18 protein-coding genes are annotated in these 18,460 nt (G+C 46.9%); 6 read left to right on the top strand and 12 right to left on the bottom strand.

The window, feature by feature from the left end; all coding sequences use genetic code 11:
- Positions 1 to 30 precede the first annotated feature (30 nt).
- Positions 31 to 1,566, bottom strand: coding sequence for a glutamate--tRNA ligase (gltX, locus tag WBG78_RS01530; RefSeq protein WP_337324597.1), 1,536 nt, complete (start codon positions 1,564 to 1,566; stop codon positions 31 to 33).
- A 108-nt stretch (positions 1,567 to 1,674) separates the two neighbouring features.
- On the opposite strand from gltX, the gene WBG78_RS01525 reads away from it, so the two are divergent.
- Positions 1,675 to 2,658, top strand: a complete 984-nt coding sequence (locus WBG78_RS01525; protein ID WP_337324596.1) for a YpdA family putative bacillithiol disulfide reductase — start codon at positions 1,675 to 1,677, stop codon at positions 2,656 to 2,658.
- Between the two features lie 175 nt (positions 2,659 to 2,833).
- On the opposite strand, the gene WBG78_RS01520 is transcribed toward WBG78_RS01525, so the two are convergent.
- The 4 genes from WBG78_RS01520 to WBG78_RS01505 form a co-directional block, all read right to left on the bottom strand.
- Positions 2,834 to 3,724, bottom strand: a complete 891-nt coding sequence (locus WBG78_RS01520; RefSeq protein WP_337324595.1) for a fructosamine kinase family protein — start codon at positions 3,722 to 3,724, stop codon at positions 2,834 to 2,836.
- Positions 3,725 to 3,731: 7 nt separating this feature from the next.
- Positions 3,732 to 5,807 (bottom strand): TonB-dependent receptor family protein, encoded by a 2,076-nt coding sequence (locus WBG78_RS01515; protein WP_337324594.1) that lies wholly within the window; start codon positions 5,805 to 5,807, stop codon positions 3,732 to 3,734.
- 318 nt (positions 5,808 to 6,125) lie between these two features.
- Entirely contained in the window at positions 6,126 to 7,382 is a 1,257-nt protein-coding gene (gene metK / locus WBG78_RS01510; protein WP_337324593.1) for a methionine adenosyltransferase, read from the bottom strand.
- A gap of 191 nt (positions 7,383 to 7,573) precedes the next feature.
- The gene (locus WBG78_RS01505) at positions 7,574 to 8,284 is read right to left on the bottom strand and encodes an SAM-dependent methyltransferase (RefSeq protein WP_337324592.1); all 711 of its coding nucleotides are present in this window, start codon (positions 8,282 to 8,284) and stop codon (positions 7,574 to 7,576) included.
- Between the two features lie 41 nt (positions 8,285 to 8,325).
- Here WBG78_RS01505 and WBG78_RS01500 point away from each other — a divergent pair, with 41 nt between their 5' ends.
- The 3 genes from WBG78_RS01500 to WBG78_RS01490 all read left to right on the top strand — a co-directional run bounded on the left by WBG78_RS01500 (position 8,326) and on the right by WBG78_RS01490 (position 10,318).
- Complete coding sequence (locus WBG78_RS01500) at positions 8,326 to 8,538, top strand: DUF2905 domain-containing protein (RefSeq protein WP_337324591.1); 213 nt, start codon at positions 8,326 to 8,328, stop codon at positions 8,536 to 8,538.
- A gap of 14 nt (positions 8,539 to 8,552) precedes the next feature.
- Positions 8,553 to 9,479 (top strand): DMT family transporter, encoded by a 927-nt coding sequence (locus WBG78_RS01495; RefSeq protein ID WP_337324590.1) that lies wholly within the window; start codon positions 8,553 to 8,555, stop codon positions 9,477 to 9,479.
- A gap of 185 nt (positions 9,480 to 9,664) precedes the next feature.
- Positions 9,665 to 10,318, top strand: a complete 654-nt coding sequence (locus tag WBG78_RS01490; RefSeq protein ID WP_337324589.1) for a YciI family protein — start codon at positions 9,665 to 9,667, stop codon at positions 10,316 to 10,318.
- A gap of 57 nt (positions 10,319 to 10,375) precedes the next feature.
- Here the strand turns inward: WBG78_RS01490 and WBG78_RS01485 are convergent, their stop codons facing one another.
- From WBG78_RS01485 to WBG78_RS01475, 3 genes are read right to left on the bottom strand one after another with little or no spacing between them, the layout of a single operon-like run.
- Positions 10,376 to 10,975, bottom strand: coding sequence for a hypothetical protein (locus tag WBG78_RS01485; RefSeq protein ID WP_337324588.1), 600 nt, complete (start codon positions 10,973 to 10,975; stop codon positions 10,376 to 10,378).
- Between the two features lie 53 nt (positions 10,976 to 11,028).
- Entirely contained in the window at positions 11,029 to 11,661 is a 633-nt protein-coding gene (locus tag WBG78_RS01480) for a deoxynucleoside kinase (RefSeq protein WP_337324587.1), read from the bottom strand.
- Between the two features lie 3 nt (positions 11,662 to 11,664).
- Positions 11,665 to 12,528 carry a TolB family protein gene (locus WBG78_RS01475; RefSeq protein ID WP_337324586.1) on the bottom strand — a complete coding sequence of 288 codons (864 nt, stop codon included), beginning with the start codon at positions 12,526 to 12,528 and terminating at the stop codon, positions 11,665 to 11,667.
- Positions 12,529 to 12,648: 120 nt separating this feature from the next.
- Here WBG78_RS01475 and WBG78_RS01470 point away from each other — a divergent pair, with 120 nt between their 5' ends.
- Positions 12,649 to 13,917 (top strand): metal-dependent hydrolase family protein, encoded by a 1,269-nt coding sequence (locus WBG78_RS01470; RefSeq protein ID WP_337324585.1) that lies wholly within the window; start codon positions 12,649 to 12,651, stop codon positions 13,915 to 13,917.
- Here the strand turns inward: WBG78_RS01470 and corA are convergent.
- The 4 genes from corA to WBG78_RS01450 form a co-directional block, all read right to left on the bottom strand.
- Complete coding sequence (corA, locus tag WBG78_RS01465) at positions 13,914 to 14,867, bottom strand: magnesium/cobalt transporter CorA (protein WP_337324584.1); 954 nt, start codon at positions 14,865 to 14,867, stop codon at positions 13,914 to 13,916. The genes WBG78_RS01470 and corA overlap by 4 nt on opposite strands.
- Positions 14,868 to 14,975: 108 nt before the next feature.
- Positions 14,976 to 15,521, bottom strand: coding sequence for a hypothetical protein (locus WBG78_RS01460; protein ID WP_337324583.1), 546 nt, complete (start codon positions 15,519 to 15,521; stop codon positions 14,976 to 14,978).
- Between the two features lie 121 nt (positions 15,522 to 15,642).
- Entirely contained in the window at positions 15,643 to 16,347 is a 705-nt protein-coding gene (locus WBG78_RS01455; protein ID WP_337324582.1) for a methyltransferase domain-containing protein, read from the bottom strand.
- A 2-nt stretch (positions 16,348 to 16,349) separates the two neighbouring features.
- Entirely contained in the window at positions 16,350 to 17,453 is a 1,104-nt protein-coding gene (locus WBG78_RS01450) for a type III polyketide synthase (protein WP_337324581.1), read from the bottom strand.
- 70 nt (positions 17,454 to 17,523) lie between these two features.
- On the opposite strand from WBG78_RS01450, the gene WBG78_RS01445 reads away from it, so the two are divergent.
- Positions 17,524 to 18,420: a UbiA family prenyltransferase gene (locus WBG78_RS01445; RefSeq protein WP_337324580.1), complete on the top strand. Its 897-nt coding sequence runs from the start codon at positions 17,524 to 17,526 to the stop codon at positions 18,418 to 18,420.
- Positions 18,421 to 18,460 lie beyond the last annotated feature (40 nt).

The following is an 18,460-nucleotide window of genomic DNA, read 5'->3' as shown; positions in this document are numbered from 1 at the left end:
TTTCTCCGATCCATTGCCATTAGAACTTCGTCAGGCAACCTTCAGCTTTAGATGCTCAATGGCATAAGCAATGCGGGCCGCCACTTCTTCCTTGCCGATCACTTCCATGATCACCATTAAGTCAGGTCCTCCGCCCATGCCCGTAATTGACAGGCGCACCGCCTGAAGAATCTTGCCGGTACCTATGCCAAGCTCCTGAGTAACGCGCTCCAGTGTTGCCTTAAACATATTGGCATCAGGCGATTCTAATGTCAACACCGACTCGCGAAACTTTACCAATACCTTCACAGCGTCCTCGTTCCACTTCTTCGAAGCGACCGATTCATCGAACGTAGTTGGAGCATAGAAGAAGAACTTGCCCTGTTCCCAAAAGTCTTTCGGAAACACAACGCGTTCTTTCATCACACCAACAATCTTAAGAGCTTTTTCTCTGTCGCACTTTATTCCCTCCTGGGTAAGCGATGCCATCAGATACGCAGCGAGGTCATCATTAGATCTTCCCCTAAGATATTGCTGATTGAACCACTGTGCTTTATGTATATCAAATTTTGTTCCGGCCTTACCGATCCGCTCCACGCTGAATGCATCAATGAGCTCCTGCATAGTGAACAACTCCTGCGTAGTGCCCGGATTCCATCCCAGGAACGCCAGGAAGTTCACCAGTGCGTCTGGCAGATAGCCTGCTTCGCGGAAACCCATCGCTTTTTCTCCCGTGTTTGGATCAACCCAATCAAGAGGGAATATAGGAAAGCCCATCTGATCCGCATCGCGCTTGCTCAGCTTACCATCTCCCGTGGGCTTCAATAGCAGAGGAAGGTGCGCAAACTGCGGCATGTCTTCCTCCCAACCGAGAAACTTATACAACAGAACGTGTAGCGGTGCCGATGGAAGCCACTCCTCTCCGCGGATCACGTGCGAGATCTTCATGAGATAATCGTCAACAACGTTCGCGAGGTGATAGGTAGGCATACCGTCGCTTTTCATCAACACCTTGTCATCAATCTGCGACGAATGAACCATTACCCATCCACGAATAAGATCGTTCAGCCTTATCTCTTCCTTTCGCGGAACCTTCAATCGGATCACGTGAGGAACGCCATCATTTAGAAGTGCTTTAACTTCGCCTTCGGTAAGCGTCAGAGAATTTCTCATCTGCATGCGCGAGATACTATTGTATTGTGGTAACGCAGCGCCCGCATTCTTCAAACGTTCGCGCATTGCCTCCAGTTCTTCTTCTGTATCGAATGCGTAATAGGCATGCCCGTCAGCAACTAGCTTCTCTGCATATTGCTTATACATCGGCTTGCGCTCCGACTGTCTGTAGGGAGCATGTGGTCCACCCACACCTTGTCCTTCATCGATTTCGATTCCAACCCACTTCAACGCCTGTACGATGTACTCTTCGGCACCCGGCACGTAACGGTTCTGGTCCGTATCTTCTATACGAAGCAACATCTTTCCACCGTGTTTGCGCGCCAGCAGATAATTATAAAGCGCAGTGCGAACACCACCAATGTGGAGCGCGCCTGTGGGGCTGGGTGCAAATCTTACCCGAACTTCTCTCATCCTCAAATTCCTATTTTGGACTGCAAAGGTAAAGTGAATTTTGAAGAACCATCCTAATTAGTTCTATTTTTGAGAGTACTGAAGGCGTACACAACGGGTTGAAACTGAATGGAAAGCAAATTGGACTATGATGTAATCATCGTGGGTGGTGGCCCTATCGGGCTCGCTTGCGGAATCGAAGCGCGCAAGGCCGGACTTCGCTATGTCATTCTTGAAAAAGGATGCCTGGTGAATTCGCTTTATCATTATCCCCTTAACATGACCTTCTTTTCAACTTCAGAACGCCTGGAGATTGGAAACGTACCATTCATTTCCCACGGCCCGAAACCAAATCGTGTTGAGTCGCTCGAATACTACCGACGCGTATGTCAGTCGTGGGAACTCAACGTGCGTCTCTACGAGAAAGTAGAAGCAATCCGCCATCACAGCGGCAAACACGAAGTGATCACACCAAAAGGAAGCTACGTTGCAACTAACGTCATCCTTGCTCTTGGTTTTTATGATCTGCCGTATCTTTTAAATGTACCAGGCGAAGGACTTCCCAAAGTACTTCACTATTACGATGAACCTCATCCTTACTTTAAACAACGTGTCGTTGTGGTAGGCGCATCAAATTCCGCTGTCGATGTAGCCCTGGAAACATTTCGCAAAGGGGCCGAAGTTACGATGGTCGTTCGCGACGAAGCGATCGGTGAAAGCGTGAAATACTGGGTACGACCTGATATCGAAAACAGAATTAAGGAATCATCCATCAAAGCTTACTTCAATTCACGCGTAACGAAGATCACCGATACAACGGTTGAAATCGTAACTCCGAATGGTCCTTTGATTCTGGATAACGACTTCGTTCTGGCAATGACGGGATACCAACCACCCTTCGAATTTCTTACTGAATGCGGAATAACTTTTCATGATGACGCCTTTCACACTCCGGTTTACGATGAAGAAAACATGGAGACCAATGTCCCTGGAATATTTCTCGCGGGCGTTGTATGCGGAGGACTAAAGACGAACAAGTGGTTCATTGAGAACTCACGCATTCATGCGAAGCAGATTGTGGATCATCTGTCGATGGTTAAGCAAACGCGGTGAGATAATCCTTAGTCCTGAATCCTTAGTCCTGAATCCTTAGTCCTGAGTCCTTAGTCTTGAGTCCTTAGTCTTGAGTCCTTAGTTTGGTTATTAGCAGAAGAGTATCAATAGCTGTGGCAGGTTAAGCGTCTCACTTCAATACTCTCCAACTACTAACCAAACTCAGGACTAACGACTAACGACTCAGGACTACTTCCAACGTCGACTGAATCGGCGCAACGTACGTTGCTCCGAAAAGTAACAGGTGCACAAGCAATGGATACAGGTTATAGATTTCAAATCGTTCGGCCGAGCCGGGCAGCAACGGATATTCCTCGTTGTATGCAGCGTAAAAAGACCTGTCGAAGTCACCAAAGAGTTTTGTCATCGCCAGGTCCACTTCGCGATGGCCGTAATAAACGGCAGGGTCGATCAGGCACGGTGCGCCTAATGTATTAACGATAACGTTACCCTGCCACAGATCGCCATGGACCAACGATGCAGGTTCTTCCGGCAAAAGTCCATCAAATCTTTTAAACAGCAGCTCAAACCTTTCATTCCACCTCGATGGTGCGAGGCCCTTTCGAATGGCCAGATCGAGAAGCGGTTTCAGGCGACGGTTCTGAAAGAACTCGCGCCACGAGGAAAGAGGTTCATTGGATTGTGGAATCGATCCGATATAGTTGTTGTGATCAAGTCCATAATGTGAATGCTGCGAGCGGTGCAGTTTAGCCAGCTGCCTTCCCAGCGTTTCCCAATAGTCACCTCGTTGTGATTCTGCTGCTATATTTTCGAGTAACAGATATTGATACTTCCCTGTGTGGCCGGTTGACACAACTTCGGGAACGTGTATGGCGCGCGTTGCACGCAGGAGCTGCAAGCCCCTGGCCTCGCTTTCGAACATTCCGTTAAGCCGAGATGCTTCATTCCACTTCAGGAAGAAGTCGCCATTTGTGGTATGAATCGTTCCTCCATGATTGATGCATCCGCCATGGGCTGCCGTGAAGCTGGTTATCGCACCTGGCGCCGCGCGACTGACAATTGTCGTTATTGCTTCGGAGATCTCTATGGGAATAAGATGCTCCATTCAAGTTCTACTTCCGTAATGTCGGCCGAAGGGTAATACCAGCATAGTAATTTCGGGGCGGTGCAGCATTGTAGTACCTTCCGCCTATAGCGTTGAGGTCGTTACCAAGGCTGTACTTTTTATCGAGCGCGTTATCAATGCCTGTGAATACTTCAAACGGAAGATGCTTGCCAAACGAACCTTTAAATCCAATGCGCCCTCCGACGAGAACATATTCGTCGGCATAGTCGGTGTTGGCGTCATTCAAAGGAATCGCATCAACGTAAGACACGGTTGCATTGGCATAAAAACGCCAGATGGTTGCATCCAGCCCCAGCGTTGCCACGGTAGGCGCAACACCGGTAAGGCGATTGCCTGAGTAATTCACTCCATCCTGCACGTACTCGGTAAACCGGAAGTGACTGTAAGCATAGCTCACCCACGCATTGAATTGCGAGAACGTCCTGCCTTTTCTTGTCTCATTCCAGTTCAGACGTGCTTCGATACCCCGCTGGTCGGTCTTGCCGGCGTTAACAAAATACTCTGCACCGTCGTCAGCACGTTGAATGACGATCGTTTCATCCAGCTTAAAGATGAAGAAGGCCGCATCAAATGATAAATGATTAAGTAGTGAACCACGCAGACCCGCCTCATAATTCAAACCATGCTCCGGATTCAACAGATTGTTATAGGCGCCGGTGGAAGGGCGAACTTCTGCCAGCGACGGAGGACTAAACCCACTGCTTACACTTCCATAAACAGAAAGATCATCACCGAACTTCTTAAGCAAAGCCACACGCGGCGACAGCTGAGGCGTAAAACTCCGATGTTGATCGATCTCCGGCGAAACCGACTTGGCAAGAAAGTCATAAGTGAGCTTGTTGTAGCTTAGCCCAAGCGTTAGGAAGAACTCGGAGGGCAGTTCAAGGTCAGCCTGGCTAAACAGCAATAGCTGCTTTGATCTGAGTTCATCATCCGACTGTAAAACACCAGCTGAACCACCATCATTCGTCGAGATCTTTACCGGCGAGAAAAAGTACTGATACTCAACACCCATCGTGATCTTGCCCTTGACCCTCCCGGGAAGTGCATACTGTGTCTGGTGACGTACACCTACGTTGGTCTCGTCACGCGATTCATAGTTTCTGATGGTTGGATTGTCGAAGGCAGTTAACGAACCATATAAACCCGTGGTAGATGTCCATTGAGAATCCCAGTCGATATCGTGTGTCACTCCAACGTAACCCGTCTTGTTTCTGACACCGGCATTGGCCTGAACGGCGCCGGGTTGAGCGGGAGGTGTCGTTTTTGGCGGCCGCGCTTGCTGAGGATTTTCATCGTATTGTGCCTTTGTCAAACCCCCAGGCGTACCGTAGTAAAGGTCCGTATAGAAAACCGATGCCGAAAGCGTGTTGCGTTCACCAAGACGGGTGCTGACATCCGCGTTGAGTGCATCACGTCGCATGCTTGTTTGTTCGCGATACCCGTCAGACTCATGATGTACAAATCGAAGCGTCAGTTTTCCCTTTTCATTTCCATCTTCCAGTTGCAAACGATAACGTTGATTTCCATAGGTACCAAAAACTCCTGATGCAACAAGCGAAGGTTGAACAGGTGCCGCATTTCTTAGAAGGAGAACGCCGCCTGTGCCTGCACCATATAAACTACCACCTGGACCTTTAATTACTTCCGCCGAAGTAAGAGCATCAAAATCAAAGAGGTTGAGATAAGTGTTTCCTCCACCATCAGTGAGCGGCAACCCGTTCCAGTACACCTTCACGTTTCGAACCCCAAAAGGTGACCTGAGCAGACTACCCCGAACCGAAAACCGATAGCTCCCGGGAGAACGCTCTTCCATCCGCACGCCGGGTATCGTATTCATAACCGGCACAAGCGAGTTGTTGCCGAAGCGCTCGAGATCTGTTTTGCGCACGATGCCAACGGCAGCCGGTACTTCATTGAGTGGCCGGTCATACGCATATCCACGAACCACGATCTCGTCAAGAACTTTGGTACTGTCAGCAACTTTTAGTGTGTCCTGACTAAATGCCGAAATGGACAATAACGTTAGGCCAGCTACGGCGTAAATGCTTTTGAAGCGCATGGGTTGTCAATAAGGATGAAAAGATAGCCAACGATTCTGACTTGTAAGCATCTCAGGTTATGATCGGCTCCAGACAACCGGGATCGCCCCACTGATGCTATCCATTGGTACCGTCAGTGTAACTAACAAGGCTGAATGTTGCTGCTAAATGAAGCTGAATGCTGGTCTAAATGAGTCTGGATACTACTAAAAGAGATTGAAAGCTGCTGTAAAAGAAGATTGAAAGTTGCTGCTAAAGGAGACTAAATATGCTAAATAAAAAAGCCCCCGATAAGGGGGCTCCAAAATTATCAATTGTCAATTATAAATTATCAATTCTCATCCGAGCTTGAAAGCCTTCTTCACCTGTGGCACAAAATCCAACTGCTCCCATGGAAACAAGGTAACCTTCACCTTCTTCTCGCTCTTCTTACCGGCATTGAATACCTTCTCCACAGTCTTAGGCTCGCGACCCATGTGGCCATAAGCTGCCGTTTCCGCATAGATAGGAGTGCGAAGCTTAAAGCGCTGCTCAATGAAGTAAGGGCGCATATCAAAGATCTTGGCAATCTTGCTGGAGATCTCTCCATCGCTAAGATTCACTTTCGCTGTGCCATATGTGTTAACATAAAGTCCTACAGGCCGAGCTACGCCAATGGCATAAGCAACCTGAACGAGAACCTCATCACAAACACCTGCAGCAACCAGGTTCTTCGCAATGTGACGCGTAGCATAGGCTGCCGAACGGTCTACTTTGGAAGGATCTTTTCCTGAGAAAGCACCACCACCGTGAGCTCCTTTACCACCGTAGGTATCAACGATGATCTTACGACCAGTGAGGCCTGTGTCACCGTGGGGACCGCCAATTACAAACTTACCAGTAGGGTTTACGTGGTAAATTATATCTTCACCGAAGAGATTCTGAACACGCTTCGGAAGTTTCTTCTTGATACGGGGAACAACTATGTTGATAACGTCCTCCTTGATGCGCGCAAGCATCTTGGCATCCTTATCGAAGTCGTCGTGCTGCGTAGAGATTACGATGGTATCGATACGAACAGGCTTGTTATCGTCAGAGTATTCTATAGTAACCTGCGACTTGGCATCTGGACGAAGATAAGTCATCACTTTTCCCTCGCGACGGATAGCCGCCATCTCGCGCAACAACAAATGCGCAATCTCGAGAGGCAGTGGCATGTAGCTGTCAGTTTCGTTTGTAGCGTAGCCGAACATCATACCCTGGTCACCAGCGCCCTGATCTTCCTTCTTGCGACGCTCTACACCCTGATTGATATCAGGAGACTGCTCATGGATCGCTGATACGATACCACAAGAGTTCGCTTCGAACATGTATTCACTCTTGGTATAACCAATCTTGCGGATCACCTCGCGAGCAATGTCCTGTACATCAAGATATGCCTCAGATTTGACCTCGCCTGCAAGCACTACCTGGCCTGTCGTAACGAGCGTTTCACACGCAACTTTCGAATTAGGGTCATAGGCAAGAAAGTAATCGATCAAAGCATCAGATATTTGGTCAGCTACTTTGTCGGGATGTCCTTCAGATACAGACTCTGAGGTGAATAGATAAGGCATAAAGTGTTATATTTTTTTGATTTATTACTTGAGGACCTGCAAAAATAAAAGGTGGACTTGAAAAAACCACAATTTAAATACATTATACAAGCATGAGGTGCATAATAATCTTAAGATGTCATCTATAGACTGCTCTTTTTTCACTCGATTGTGCGCGATATCCAAAATGGCAGACCTCCGGGTGCATTTAATCACGTCGAAAGCAATGAAAACACAGCCGGAACTTTACCTAATTTCCTTGGCTGCGATTTCCACTTCGCTACCGTTGAAGTCAAGATGAATTCGTTTGCTGACGTTAAGTCAGAAGACACACTCAACAACGTACCACCCTGTAATACCTGCACAAGAGCGGCCAGCGTCGCATCCGTTCGATACGGTGTTTCTATAAAAATCTGAGTTTGATTCAGCTTCCTCGACTCCTTTTCCAGTTCCCGAACAACTTTAGAAAATTCGTGTTTGTCAATAGGAAGGTAGCCATGAAAAGCAAAACGCTGACCATTCAATCCCGAACCCATTAACGCAAGCAAAAGTGACGACGGTCCAACGAGAGGCATCACGCGTATGCCGTGATCGTGTGCAAACTTTACCGCCAATGATCCCGGATCCGCAATACCGGGACATCCTGCTTCTGAAATGATTCCAATATCATTACCCTCAAATACAGGCGCCAGCAATGAATGCAAAGTGTTAGGATCGGTGTCCTTGTTAAGGATCTCGAACTGCAATGCTTCAATGGAGGGAAATAACTTCAGGCTGCTAAAGTATCGTCTTGCCGTACGGACATCTTCAGCAAGAAAGTGTTTGATCCCAGAAAGAGCCGAAAGTACATGTGCCGGGATCACCTGCTCCTGAGTGCCGTCAGCAATAACGTTTGGGATTAAATATACCTTTCCATTACTCATTACACGGGCGATTCTCCTGAATTATGGATTAACTTTGGCGCATGGGCAAGTTGTTGATAATAGTGGGAATTATTTGCATCGTCGTCGGAGTTTTCATGACGTATGGACCCAAAATGCCGTTCCTGGGTAAATTGCCAGGTGACATTTCGGTAGAAAAGGAAAACTTTAAATTCTACTTCCCGATAACATCAAGCATAATAGTAAGCATCCTCATTTCTCTTCTGATGCTGTTGATTAATCGTTTTAAGAACTAGTCGCTTTAATCTAAATGGAGCTTGCCACCAATGTTAATGAGAAACGAAGATCACAATTCGTTGGAGGGATAATTATCGGCGTACTGGGATCAATATGCTTTTCAACGAAGGCAATATTTGTAAAGCTTGCCTATCGCGAAGCACCTGTCGATGCCATCACGCTGCTCGCCCTTCGCATGTTGATTTCATTGCCCTTCTTCGTCATATCAGCAATCTATAGTTCTTCAAAAGGCGACAACAAACGCTTCTCAAACCGACAGTGGCTTTACGTTGCCGGTGTGGGGTGCCTCGGTTACTATGTCAGCAGCTATCTCGACTTTCAGGGATTGAAGTTTATTTCTGCAGGTATCGAACGATTGGTATTGTTCATATATCCAACGATCGTACTGCTGATCTCTGCGCTGTATCTTCGTAAACGCGTCACCCGGATCCAATGGCTGGCAGTTGCCGCGACATACGCGGGCCTGCTGCTGGCCTTCTACGGCGAAGCACGTTTCCAGGCTGTTGATTCGGGATTTGTGATTGGCAGTGCCCTCATCTTCGGTTGCGCCATAACCTACGCGCTCTATATTGTATTCAGCGGACAATTGATTCCATCCATTGGCCCTGCTAAGTTTAATAGTTATGCAATGACCTTCGCTGCGGCAGCCGTATTGCTTCACTTCTTCATCTCCTCGTCAGGCAACCTTTTCGGGCAAACACCGATGGTATATGTTTATAGCGCTCTGATGGCGATCGTAAGCACAGTCATTCCATCTTATCTTGTTGCAGAGTCGATACGGAGAATCGGGTCCGGAAACACAGCAATTGTTGCCAGCATAGGACCGGTATCGACGATCATTCAGGCGTACTTTTTTCTCCAGGAGCCTATCCATCTTACGCAAATTCTGGGAACGATGCTCATCATAGGTGGCGTACTGCTGATCGGTCAGAACAAGTAACCTGCACCTGGCTGAAACTGACCGCGACATCCGGTAAGGTTCGACATTGGCGATCTCAGATTCGAAAGCACTTGACGATCGTTGGCGACTGGGACAGCTTTTAAGCCGTTTCAATCAATGGGTATATCATGGTATTCTGATCACACGAACTTTTGTGATAATTTGGAAGACACAATTCCATTCGCATGTTTCGATGCCTTGCCATTTGCCTTCTGTACTTGTTGCTTAATGCACCATTACTTGCCCAGAACAACGGATTCACGTTTATACTCTTGAACAAGAAGACCAATGCAGCGCAGCTATCAAAAGAAGAATCTGATAAGTTAATGCAGGGCCACATGGCGAACATTAACCGGTTGGCGCAGGAGAAGAAACTTGTTTCAGCGGGACCATTTGATGGTGGAGGCGGTATGTTCATCTTCAACACTTCTTCCGTTCAAACTGCAACTGAATGGCTAGGCACTGACCCGGCAGTAAAGGCAAACAGATGGGATGTTGAAATCTATCCGTATAGTCCCCGCGTTGGATCAGTCTGTCTCGTACAGGAGCCATATCAAATGGTGACCTACTCGTTCGTAAGGTTCAAAGTCGATATTACCAAGTCTACTGTAAACAGCGCCGGCATCTTCTTTTCACACGACGAGTATCTTAAAGAACTGAAGGGCAAACTAAATGTAATCGCCGAGGGAACATTCGGCGACCGCGACGGGGGAGTCCTCATTCTGAAGGATGAACCGTCGGTGCAATTGCTGGAAGCAGATCCTGGTGTTCAGCAGGGAATGCTCGAGCTCGACCTTCGAAAACTCTGGATCGCGAAAGGTGCATTCTGTGAGAATTGATCAGGTTTCGGGCCGTTGAAACCCTGGTGAATCTCCGCAAACAATCGCGGATATCATCTAAACCACTTTCGCTCTGCTGAAAGCTACGCCGGTAAGTCCTGCCTTTTCTATTGCCTGTTTTACGGAGGTTGCTATATAAACGGCAGGAGGAATTCGCCAATTGTCTCCAAACGATGGCTTATTGAAAACTTTGTAGTTCCGTATTTTCTTTTGAGCGAATACTGGTTTGATAATGTGATCGGTCCCTTTCACAAACGTTGTCTCTTCTATATTCAATACATCAAGCGGTTTGTCAAAACGCAGTACGTTATAGGTCACTACTTCACCAGCGTGCCCTATCCCGCATGTGAGCCAGTCTATTGATTCCTCTCCGGACAATTGACTATCGATAACCTTCCGCATTTTTGATGACATGAGCAACCAAGTAAATTCGTTGGGCATGTAATCTGTCCAGATGTTGCCGATGTCCGAGAAATCATCGCTATGAACCAGCCTGTCGTTCTTCAGGTGTCCGGCTCTCAATGTTAGATCGAAAGGCACAGCAATCGCATCTTTCAGATCCGGAATTAGTTCGAAGCTGAGTTTATCGATGCCAAGAGCATAAGCAATGGCTGCCGGAAGTGAATCCTCTCCTGTGAATAAGTAATATTCATCCATTCTAACTATCAGTAAAAGCTAACAGGTCATGCATCGATACCTTATGTTGTGGATTAACCAAACAAACTGTTCACTTCCAGATCAATTCTCCCCACAATACTCGAGAAGTCATCTGTGTTACCCACAAAATCAATCTTGTTAACATCAATCACCAGCAACTTCCCAAGCTTATAACTACTGATCCATTCTTCATAACGGGCATTAAGGCTCATCAGGTAGTCGATGCGAATGGCATACTCAAAGTCACGACCTCGCTTCTCAATCTGTGAAACAAGTTTTGGAATGTCGGCCTTAAGATAGATCAGGAGATCAGGAGGCTGAACAAACTGCATCATCGACTCGAAGATATCCTTATAACTTTCATAGTCACGTTCCGACATAAAACCATTCTGCCGGAGGTTTGCCGCAAAGATGTAAGCATCTTCATAAATCGTTCTGTCCTGAATAGTCGGGCGCCGGGTTTCACGGATCTGATTTACTTGCTTGAAGCGACTGTTCAGGAAAAATATCTGCAAGTGAAACGACCACTTGCTCATATCCTGATAAAAGTCCCTGAGATACGGATTGTGTTCTACCGATTCAAACAATGCAGTCCATCCGTAATGCTTCGACAATTTCTCAGCTAATGTAGTTTTACCCGAACCTATATTTCCACAAATCGCTATGTGCTGTAACTGATTACTCATTTCTCACTCTTCTATTACCAAAGCCAACTTCGTGCCGTCTGCGCTTACTGCTAATCGCGAAACGCTCTTCAAAAAGACGGGTGACGAAATGGATATTTCCTTCCATGTAGTCTTGCCAGGACGCATTGCCAATAACGTCTTTCCGTCGCTGATTATTATGTGGCCATTCGGAGTCCAGGCAACATCTTCTCTGCCGCGCAACGCATCACCTATTAACGATATGTTGCCTTGCCGATCTATACGATTGATTGTCCAATGATCATCGTTCGTTTTTTGAATAAAGCTTACGGCATCGGAACCGGGTATCCTATGCAGCGAGCGACCAATGTTGGTTGCGCGTACGGTATCCTTCTTTGAAACAAGATCATATTGACGAAGTGTGATTGGCTCACCCAGAACAAACATAAACAGCGTTTGATTATCTACCCACGCATGGTAGCCGACTGTTAAATGATTCAGGATTACAACAGCATCGCCACCATCAATAGGATACTTACCCAGGTCTTGTGCTCCATTGTCCCGTTGAATGATGCACGACACGTACTTTTTGTCTGGCGTTACCGTTGGCGAGTATTCACGTTCCGGGGTTTGTCTGAGGTACGAAGTCTGCCTGGTGTTAAGGTCATAAACTTTGATGTCCGTGTGCCCATTTTCATCAGCTGAGGCGTAATACAATAAACTCTTTTCCGGATGGAAGAAGGGTTGATTGTCGTAAGCCCCAGGATGTCGTGTGATGTTTGAACCGTTGGTAGCGGTAATGTTATCACCAGAGATCTTTAAGTCAAATAACATAATTTCCGTCGATGGCTGGGCAGACACCTGAGCAACCTGAATGACCAGCAGAATAGACAGTAGAAATTGTTTCATTACTTTATTAAAGTGCATGGAAGAATTCATAATCTTTATAGTATCGCGAGACAACGGAAATCCTGTCAAGCCCAAAGCACGAGGCATGTCGCGGCAAAGAACGTCACCTTTTAATTGAATATGAAATCCCTCCGGAATAAATTGATGTGGCTACTGATGTTATCCGTGACATCTCTCACGGCCTGGTCACAGCAAGTACTTGCCATTCGTGCGGCCCGCGTGTTTGACGGACAGGAAATTCATACCAATTGGACGGTGGTGGTTGAAGGCGATCACATTGTATTCGCGGGCCCGTCAACAGATGCTAAAGAAGCTCGCAACGCGATAGTTAAGGAATATCCAAATGGAACATTGATTCCCGGAATGATCGAAGGTCACGCCCATTTGCTGCTACATCCTTACAACGAAACGCCCTGGGATGAACAGGTAATGAAAGAGTCGGATGCGCTGCGTGTAGCGCGGGCAACGGTGCATGCGCGTAAATCACTGGAGGCCGGGTTCACTACGGTACGCGACCTGGGCTCTGAAGGTGCCGGATATGCCGATGTGGGTTTAAAGAATGCAATTGATCAGGGCATAATTCCAGGCCCGCGCCTATTGGTTGCCGGTCGTGCTATCGTTGCCACGGGAAGCTATGGTCCGAAGGGTTTCGATACAGACTTCGACGTAATGCTTGGCGCGGAGGCTGCCGATGGCAATGACCTTATTAAAGTTACACGGGATCAGATCGGCAAGGGAGCTGACATTGTAAAGATCTACGCCGACTACCGATGGGGACGCAACGATACGGCTATGCCGACGTTTTCGACTGAGGAAATTAAACTTGCCGTTGAAACAGCGCGTAGCAGTGGCCGTCCCGTTGTGGCTCATGCCGTCACCGCCGATGCGATGACGAGGGCAGTAAATGCCGGAGTCGAAACCATCGAACATGGCGACTTTGGAGATGACGCGGTTTTTGCCCTAATGAAATCCCGAGGCGTTGCTCTTTGTCCTACACTCGCAGCAGGCGATGCGATAAGCCGGTATAAGGGATGGAAGCCAGGCATGCCCGAACCCGAGCGCATCCGCACAAAACGCGAAAGTTTCCGAAGAGCTCTGGCCAGCGGTGTTACAATATGTGCAGGGGGAGATGTCGGCGTATTTGCCCACGGTGAAAACGCCCGCGAATTGGAATTGATGGTCGAATATGGCATGAAACCCATCGATGTCCTTCGCTCGGTTACGTCAACAAACGCACGCGTGTTTCACCTGGATGATCAGGTTGGAACAATAGCTGTAAAGAAACTCGCCGACCTCGTTGTTGTTGAGGGTGATCCGTCTCAAAACATTGCTCAATTGAGAAAGGTTGTTGCTGTATTCAAGAGTGGGATGGAGGTAGCTAAGAACTAAAGCCACTTCTTGCGTTTGAAATACCACAGAAATGCCATTGATGAAAGCACCATCAGCAGAATCGCGAACGGATAACCGCCCAGCCACTTCAACTCGGGCATATGAGCGAAATTCATTCCATAGATACTCGCGATGAGCGTCGGAGGCATGAACACAACAGTCACAACGGTGAAAATCTTGATAACGGTGTTCTGCTCAATATTAACGAGACCGAGGAAGGTATTCTGCAAGTACTCAAGACGCTCCGAGCTGAACTGAGAATGCTGCAAAAGTGATGCAATATCCTTTAGAATGATTTTCAAACGTTCATTCTCAATCTTGTTGAACTCCGGTATCCTGATAAGTGAACTAACCACCCGTTGTTTTTCTGTGATCGTCTCGTGAAGCAGCATCACGTTCTCCTGCAGCTGCGTGATCTCGAGAAGAAGATCTTCCTTAAGGCTGCGTCGCGCGATTAGCTCCTTACTGATACCATTTAGCCTCCGGTTGCCAGCCTCTATAAGATCGGCATCGCCATCAATCCGCGTTTCAAGTATGGTAAGAAATACGTGCAGCCCATGCTCAGGCTTTTCAAGCGAACTACTCGACTTCAGGCGACGAACAGTCTCAGCAAAAATCTTCAGATCACCTAGCCGGTACGTGAAAAGAATGTTCTCTTTCAGGATGAAGGTCATGCTCTGCACCGATAGCTCACCCTCGCTCAATACAAAACCAAGGTTTATTTCGACGGTCTCATCAGTCTCGAGGAATCGCGAACTGCTCTCAATCTCCTGAAGTTCCTGCGAGGTAAAGAACTCAATCTTGTACGTCTTCTCTATGAATTCTTTCTCCTCAGTAGTGGGAGATTGCAAGTCGATCCAGATGAGATTCTCCAGCTCAGCAATCTCCTTGAATGTAGGATTCTTGAACTGGTTAATCCTTCCTCTTGTGATGGTGTAAGCGCGGATCATGTATTGCTTGTGGATGCAATTTAACGGCAATAATGAAATGATCGCTATAGAATGAAAAAGACCTGCCAGGATTTCCCCGACAGGTCTGATTCTCCCGTAAACTAATCTTTAATTTCCTTCAGCGTCAGCCTCGTCAGCCTTCTTTATTTCTTCATCAAGAATCTTCTCAATCAAATCACGCTGGCGTTCGTCAATTGTGTTATCAACCTTCGCCTGTTTCTTCATGAAGCGAAACATAGCATTCTTTTTTATTTCATACGCAATGAAGACAGAGTATTCCTTCGATTTATCGTTATAATACTTTTTCTCTCCGATCTTCCGCAGATCGGCCATGTTCGTGTTCATCACCTGGCGAACAAGACTTTGAAACTTGTCGGCCACATCGGCGCCCTTCTCGTTCTCAGCCTGACCAAGGTATTGATCGGCAACCTGCTTCATGGTTGTGTTCACCTGACCACCGAGCAGCGCTTTCGCTTCAATGTCTGCCTTGCCACGCGCAATGTTGTCCTGTGAACTAACACCCTTTCCGGTTCCTCTAAAGAACCGGTTGTTCGATTCGTAGGCATTACCTTGAAAAGGTTCTTTAACCTTCTTACCGAGAACAGACACACATCCAAGCAATACAAGGAGGGGAAGTATTCGAAGTAGTCTCATACCTTAGTCTCTGGGGTGACCAGGCCAAAAGTAATAAAAATTGTGCCAGCCTTTCGAAATTATGTGCCAAAATGAGCCTGTCGCAAAATATTCTTTAGCGATGTCGCAATCAATCCAAAGCTCAGGAAGTAAAAACGCAAATCTGCCATCGAAATGCCCATCTCCATCGGAGACTGTACTGTGTACAGCCCGCACGAATAAGAATATTTTCCAACTCACTCCTTTTGAATGCCCTTCGCACAGACAATGGTGCATCGAACTTCACCATGTCGGATTTTGAAAACATCTGAGTAAGCACCTTTATGGAATAGTAAGCAAGTGGATGCCGATGTATGTCATTAATAATGAAGCCAATCCTGCACTGATTGCGCAGCCGCGAAAAGAATGAGATCAGCTCCTCATCAGTGAAATGGTGATAAAATAAGGTGCCAATAACAATGTCATAATGAAGTCCTTCGAACTCTTTCGACAAAATGTTAATGGCCTTTAGCTTAACCGTGGGGTCATTCAGATTTTTTCGCGCCGCTTCAATAATATAAGGGTTGGCATCAATACCTGTAAGCGAAGCTCCGATCTTCCGCCGGCGCGACCAGCGTTGAATGTGTCGAAGCATATCTCCACGCCCACATCCCAGGTCAGCGATGTCGAGATCTTTACCGGGCCTGCCTTCTACCAGCCGGCCCAAAGCCTGAAGCGTAACATCATTGCCGCCCAGCCATGTGTTAATGACTTCAAGCTCCTTTAGCGTTTGATCCATCATGCTGCCCGCATATTGCAGATCATCCATGATCTCTGACTCAGTGGATCGCTTCGCGAAAGTGGGCATGGTCAGGCGACTTCCACGTGAAATAACATGCTTTCTAATGTAAGACCGGGACCAAAAGCGAAACTCAACACGGTTTCGTCTTTGTCATCTTTTGATAGCTTTTCCATTACCCGACCGAGCACAAATAGAACTGTCGGTGAAGACATGTTGCCGAAGTTTCTGAGCACATAATAGGCTTCCTCATTTAATTCAGGACTTATACCCAACTCCTGCTCAATGCTTTCGAGGATTTTCTTACCTCCAGGATGAATAGCAAAGAAGCGAATGTCGCCAATCTCTTTACCGCTGTTTTCAAGGACGGAACTTACCAACGATGAAATGCCTCCCTTGATAAGTGAAGGCACATAAGTTGACAGGCGCATTTGAAATCCAAGATCTCCGATCGCCCAGGCCATGTCATCATCGTCGGCTTCGACTAACGCACTTCGAAAAGCGGCTGGCTTGAGACTTATGCCTGACGGAGTTTTGCCCTGAACGATTACAGCCGCCGATCCATCTGAAAAGAGTGCATTCGATATAAGGTTATCATCAGAGGCATTCTTTTGAAAATGAAGACTGCATAACTCTGTGCACACAACCAATACAACAGCGTCATTATTCTGAGCGCAAAAAGCATCGGCAACTTTTAATGCATTAAAAGCAGCATAACATCCCATGAAGTTGATTCCCGTCCGTTGAACACTCGTCGGGAGGCCAAGACGACGCACTAACTCAATATCCAACCCTGGCGCATAAAGGCCGGTGCATGATACATTAATGACATGCGTAATTGATCCCAGATCAAAGTCAGGGAGCTTTGTCAACATATTCTTTACAGCAGCCACGCTAAGGTCAAGCGCGTGTTGCTGAAATAGATTCAAGCGCTTTGATGTACTGGGAAATGGTTCGAAGTCGGGCGTGTTAGGAAAAAACTGAAAATTGTTCTGACGACCGTAATCTTCAATAACAGAATGCCGAAAGTCTATTCCACTTGCATGAAATATTGTCCTGAGTTTTCTGCTTTCCTGATCGTTCAGCTGCATTGCCCTGATCATAAAGTCGGCTATCTCACTTTGTCTGAACCGATGTGGAGGATTGGCATAGCCAATCGCAGTAACATAACTCATGCATTTCAATATATTTTAAAAAACTATAATTTGGATAGCCGTGTTCCTTCACGGCATAAAATTATTTATCATGTTCTCCATTTCATCCTGGCTTCACCTTAGAATACCGTTCTCATATTTCCTGTTGCCAGTCTGCCTGTTTGCACTGGCGATATCACCAAACCCCACAAATAGTGCCGTTCTGTGGACTTTTCTGGTTATACATATCTTTTTGTATCCTGCCAGCAATGGGTATAACAGTTATTTTGATAAGGACGAAAAAAGCATTGGTGGATTGAAAAACCCTCCACCGGTAAACAAGGGGCTCTATTATCTGTCCCTTCTGTTTGATGCAGCTGCCCTGATACTAGGGACGATAATGATCAACTTTACGTTTGCTGTCATGCTATTTATTTATGGGCTGGCATCGAAAGCATACAGCCACCCTGCCGTCCGTTTGAAAAAATATCCCGTTGCAGGCTGGCTCGTCGCCGGCTTTTTTCAGGGCTTCTTTACGTTGTTGATGAGCTATGTCGGCATCAACAAGTACGAACTGGAGAATCTGTTCCAGCCTGAAATATTATATGCAGGAGCTCTTAGTAGTTTAATGCTTTGGGGCAGCTATCCCATGACGCAGATTTATCAGCATGAGGAAGATGGCGAGCGCGGCGATGAGACCTTAAGCAGAATGCTGGGAATAAAAGGAACGTTCTATTTTGTTGGCATCGTATTTACTGCGGTCACTGCCGCATTTGTCTGGTACTTTTTTGAATACATGGGAGCAGAATGGGCACTTGCTTATGCAGGCGCGATGGCTCCGGTAGTTCTGTATTTCAGCTATTGGTTTCTGCTTGTGTACAAAAAGGAATCGGCCGCAGATTATTCACACACGATGTGGTTAAATTTCATCTCAGCGACATGCCTGAATTTGTTCTTCCTGTCGTTGTTTGTAATCAGGTCGAGCTACTATAACCTGCTCTTTGATTAAAAGCTGAACAGCACAGCTGCACGTGTTGTAAAGAGTGCGA

This window comes from Chryseolinea sp. T2 (assembly GCF_037203685.1).
Classification (GTDB): Bacteria; Bacteroidota; Bacteroidia; order Cytophagales; family Cyclobacteriaceae; genus Chryseolinea.
The sequence above is the reverse complement of the archived record's forward strand: the minus strand, read 5'-3'. Positions and strand labels throughout refer to the sequence as shown.

What these genes read in the sequence shown, in the direction of transcription:
- gltX (WP_337324597.1), bottom strand. Translation starts at nt 1,566, where the DNA reads ATGAGAGAAGTTCGGGTAAGATTTGCACCCAGCCCCACAGGCGCGCTC.
- WBG78_RS01525 (WP_337324596.1), top strand. Translation starts at nt 1,675, where the DNA reads ATGGAAAGCAAATTGGACTATGATGTAATCATCGTGGGTGGTGGCCCT.
- WBG78_RS01520 (WP_337324595.1), bottom strand. Translation starts at nt 3,724, where the DNA reads ATGGAGCATCTTATTCCCATAGAGATCTCCGAAGCAATAACGACAATT.
- WBG78_RS01515 (WP_337324594.1), bottom strand. Translation starts at nt 5,807, where the DNA reads ATGCGCTTCAAAAGCATTTACGCCGTAGCTGGCCTAACGTTATTGTCC.
- metK (WP_337324593.1), bottom strand. Translation starts at nt 7,382, where the DNA reads ATGCCTTATCTATTCACCTCAGAGTCTGTATCTGAAGGACATCCCGAC.
- WBG78_RS01505 (WP_337324592.1), bottom strand. Translation starts at nt 8,284, where the DNA reads ATGAGTAATGGAAAGGTATATTTAATCCCAAACGTTATTGCTGACGGC.
- WBG78_RS01500 (WP_337324591.1), top strand. Translation starts at nt 8,326, where the DNA reads ATGGGCAAGTTGTTGATAATAGTGGGAATTATTTGCATCGTCGTCGGA.
- WBG78_RS01495 (WP_337324590.1), top strand. Translation starts at nt 8,553, where the DNA reads ATGGAGCTTGCCACCAATGTTAATGAGAAACGAAGATCACAATTCGTT.
- WBG78_RS01490 (WP_337324589.1), top strand. Translation starts at nt 9,665, where the DNA reads ATGTTTCGATGCCTTGCCATTTGCCTTCTGTACTTGTTGCTTAATGCA.
- WBG78_RS01485 (WP_337324588.1), bottom strand. Translation starts at nt 10,975, where the DNA reads ATGGATGAATATTACTTATTCACAGGAGAGGATTCACTTCCGGCAGCC.
- WBG78_RS01480 (WP_337324587.1), bottom strand. Translation starts at nt 11,661, where the DNA reads ATGAGTAATCAGTTACAGCACATAGCGATTTGTGGAAATATAGGTTCG.
- WBG78_RS01475 (WP_337324586.1), bottom strand. Translation starts at nt 12,528, where the DNA reads ATGAAACAATTTCTACTGTCTATTCTGCTGGTCATTCAGGTTGCTCAG.
- WBG78_RS01470 (WP_337324585.1), top strand. Translation starts at nt 12,649, where the DNA reads ATGAAATCCCTCCGGAATAAATTGATGTGGCTACTGATGTTATCCGTG.
- corA (WP_337324584.1), bottom strand. Translation starts at nt 14,867, where the DNA reads ATGATCCGCGCTTACACCATCACAAGAGGAAGGATTAACCAGTTCAAG.
- WBG78_RS01460 (WP_337324583.1), bottom strand. Translation starts at nt 15,521, where the DNA reads ATGAGACTACTTCGAATACTTCCCCTCCTTGTATTGCTTGGATGTGTG.
- WBG78_RS01455 (WP_337324582.1), bottom strand. Translation starts at nt 16,347, where the DNA reads ATGCCCACTTTCGCGAAGCGATCCACTGAGTCAGAGATCATGGATGAT.
- WBG78_RS01450 (WP_337324581.1), bottom strand. Translation starts at nt 17,453, where the DNA reads ATGAGTTATGTTACTGCGATTGGCTATGCCAATCCTCCACATCGGTTC.
- WBG78_RS01445 (WP_337324580.1), top strand. Translation starts at nt 17,524, where the DNA reads ATGTTCTCCATTTCATCCTGGCTTCACCTTAGAATACCGTTCTCATAT.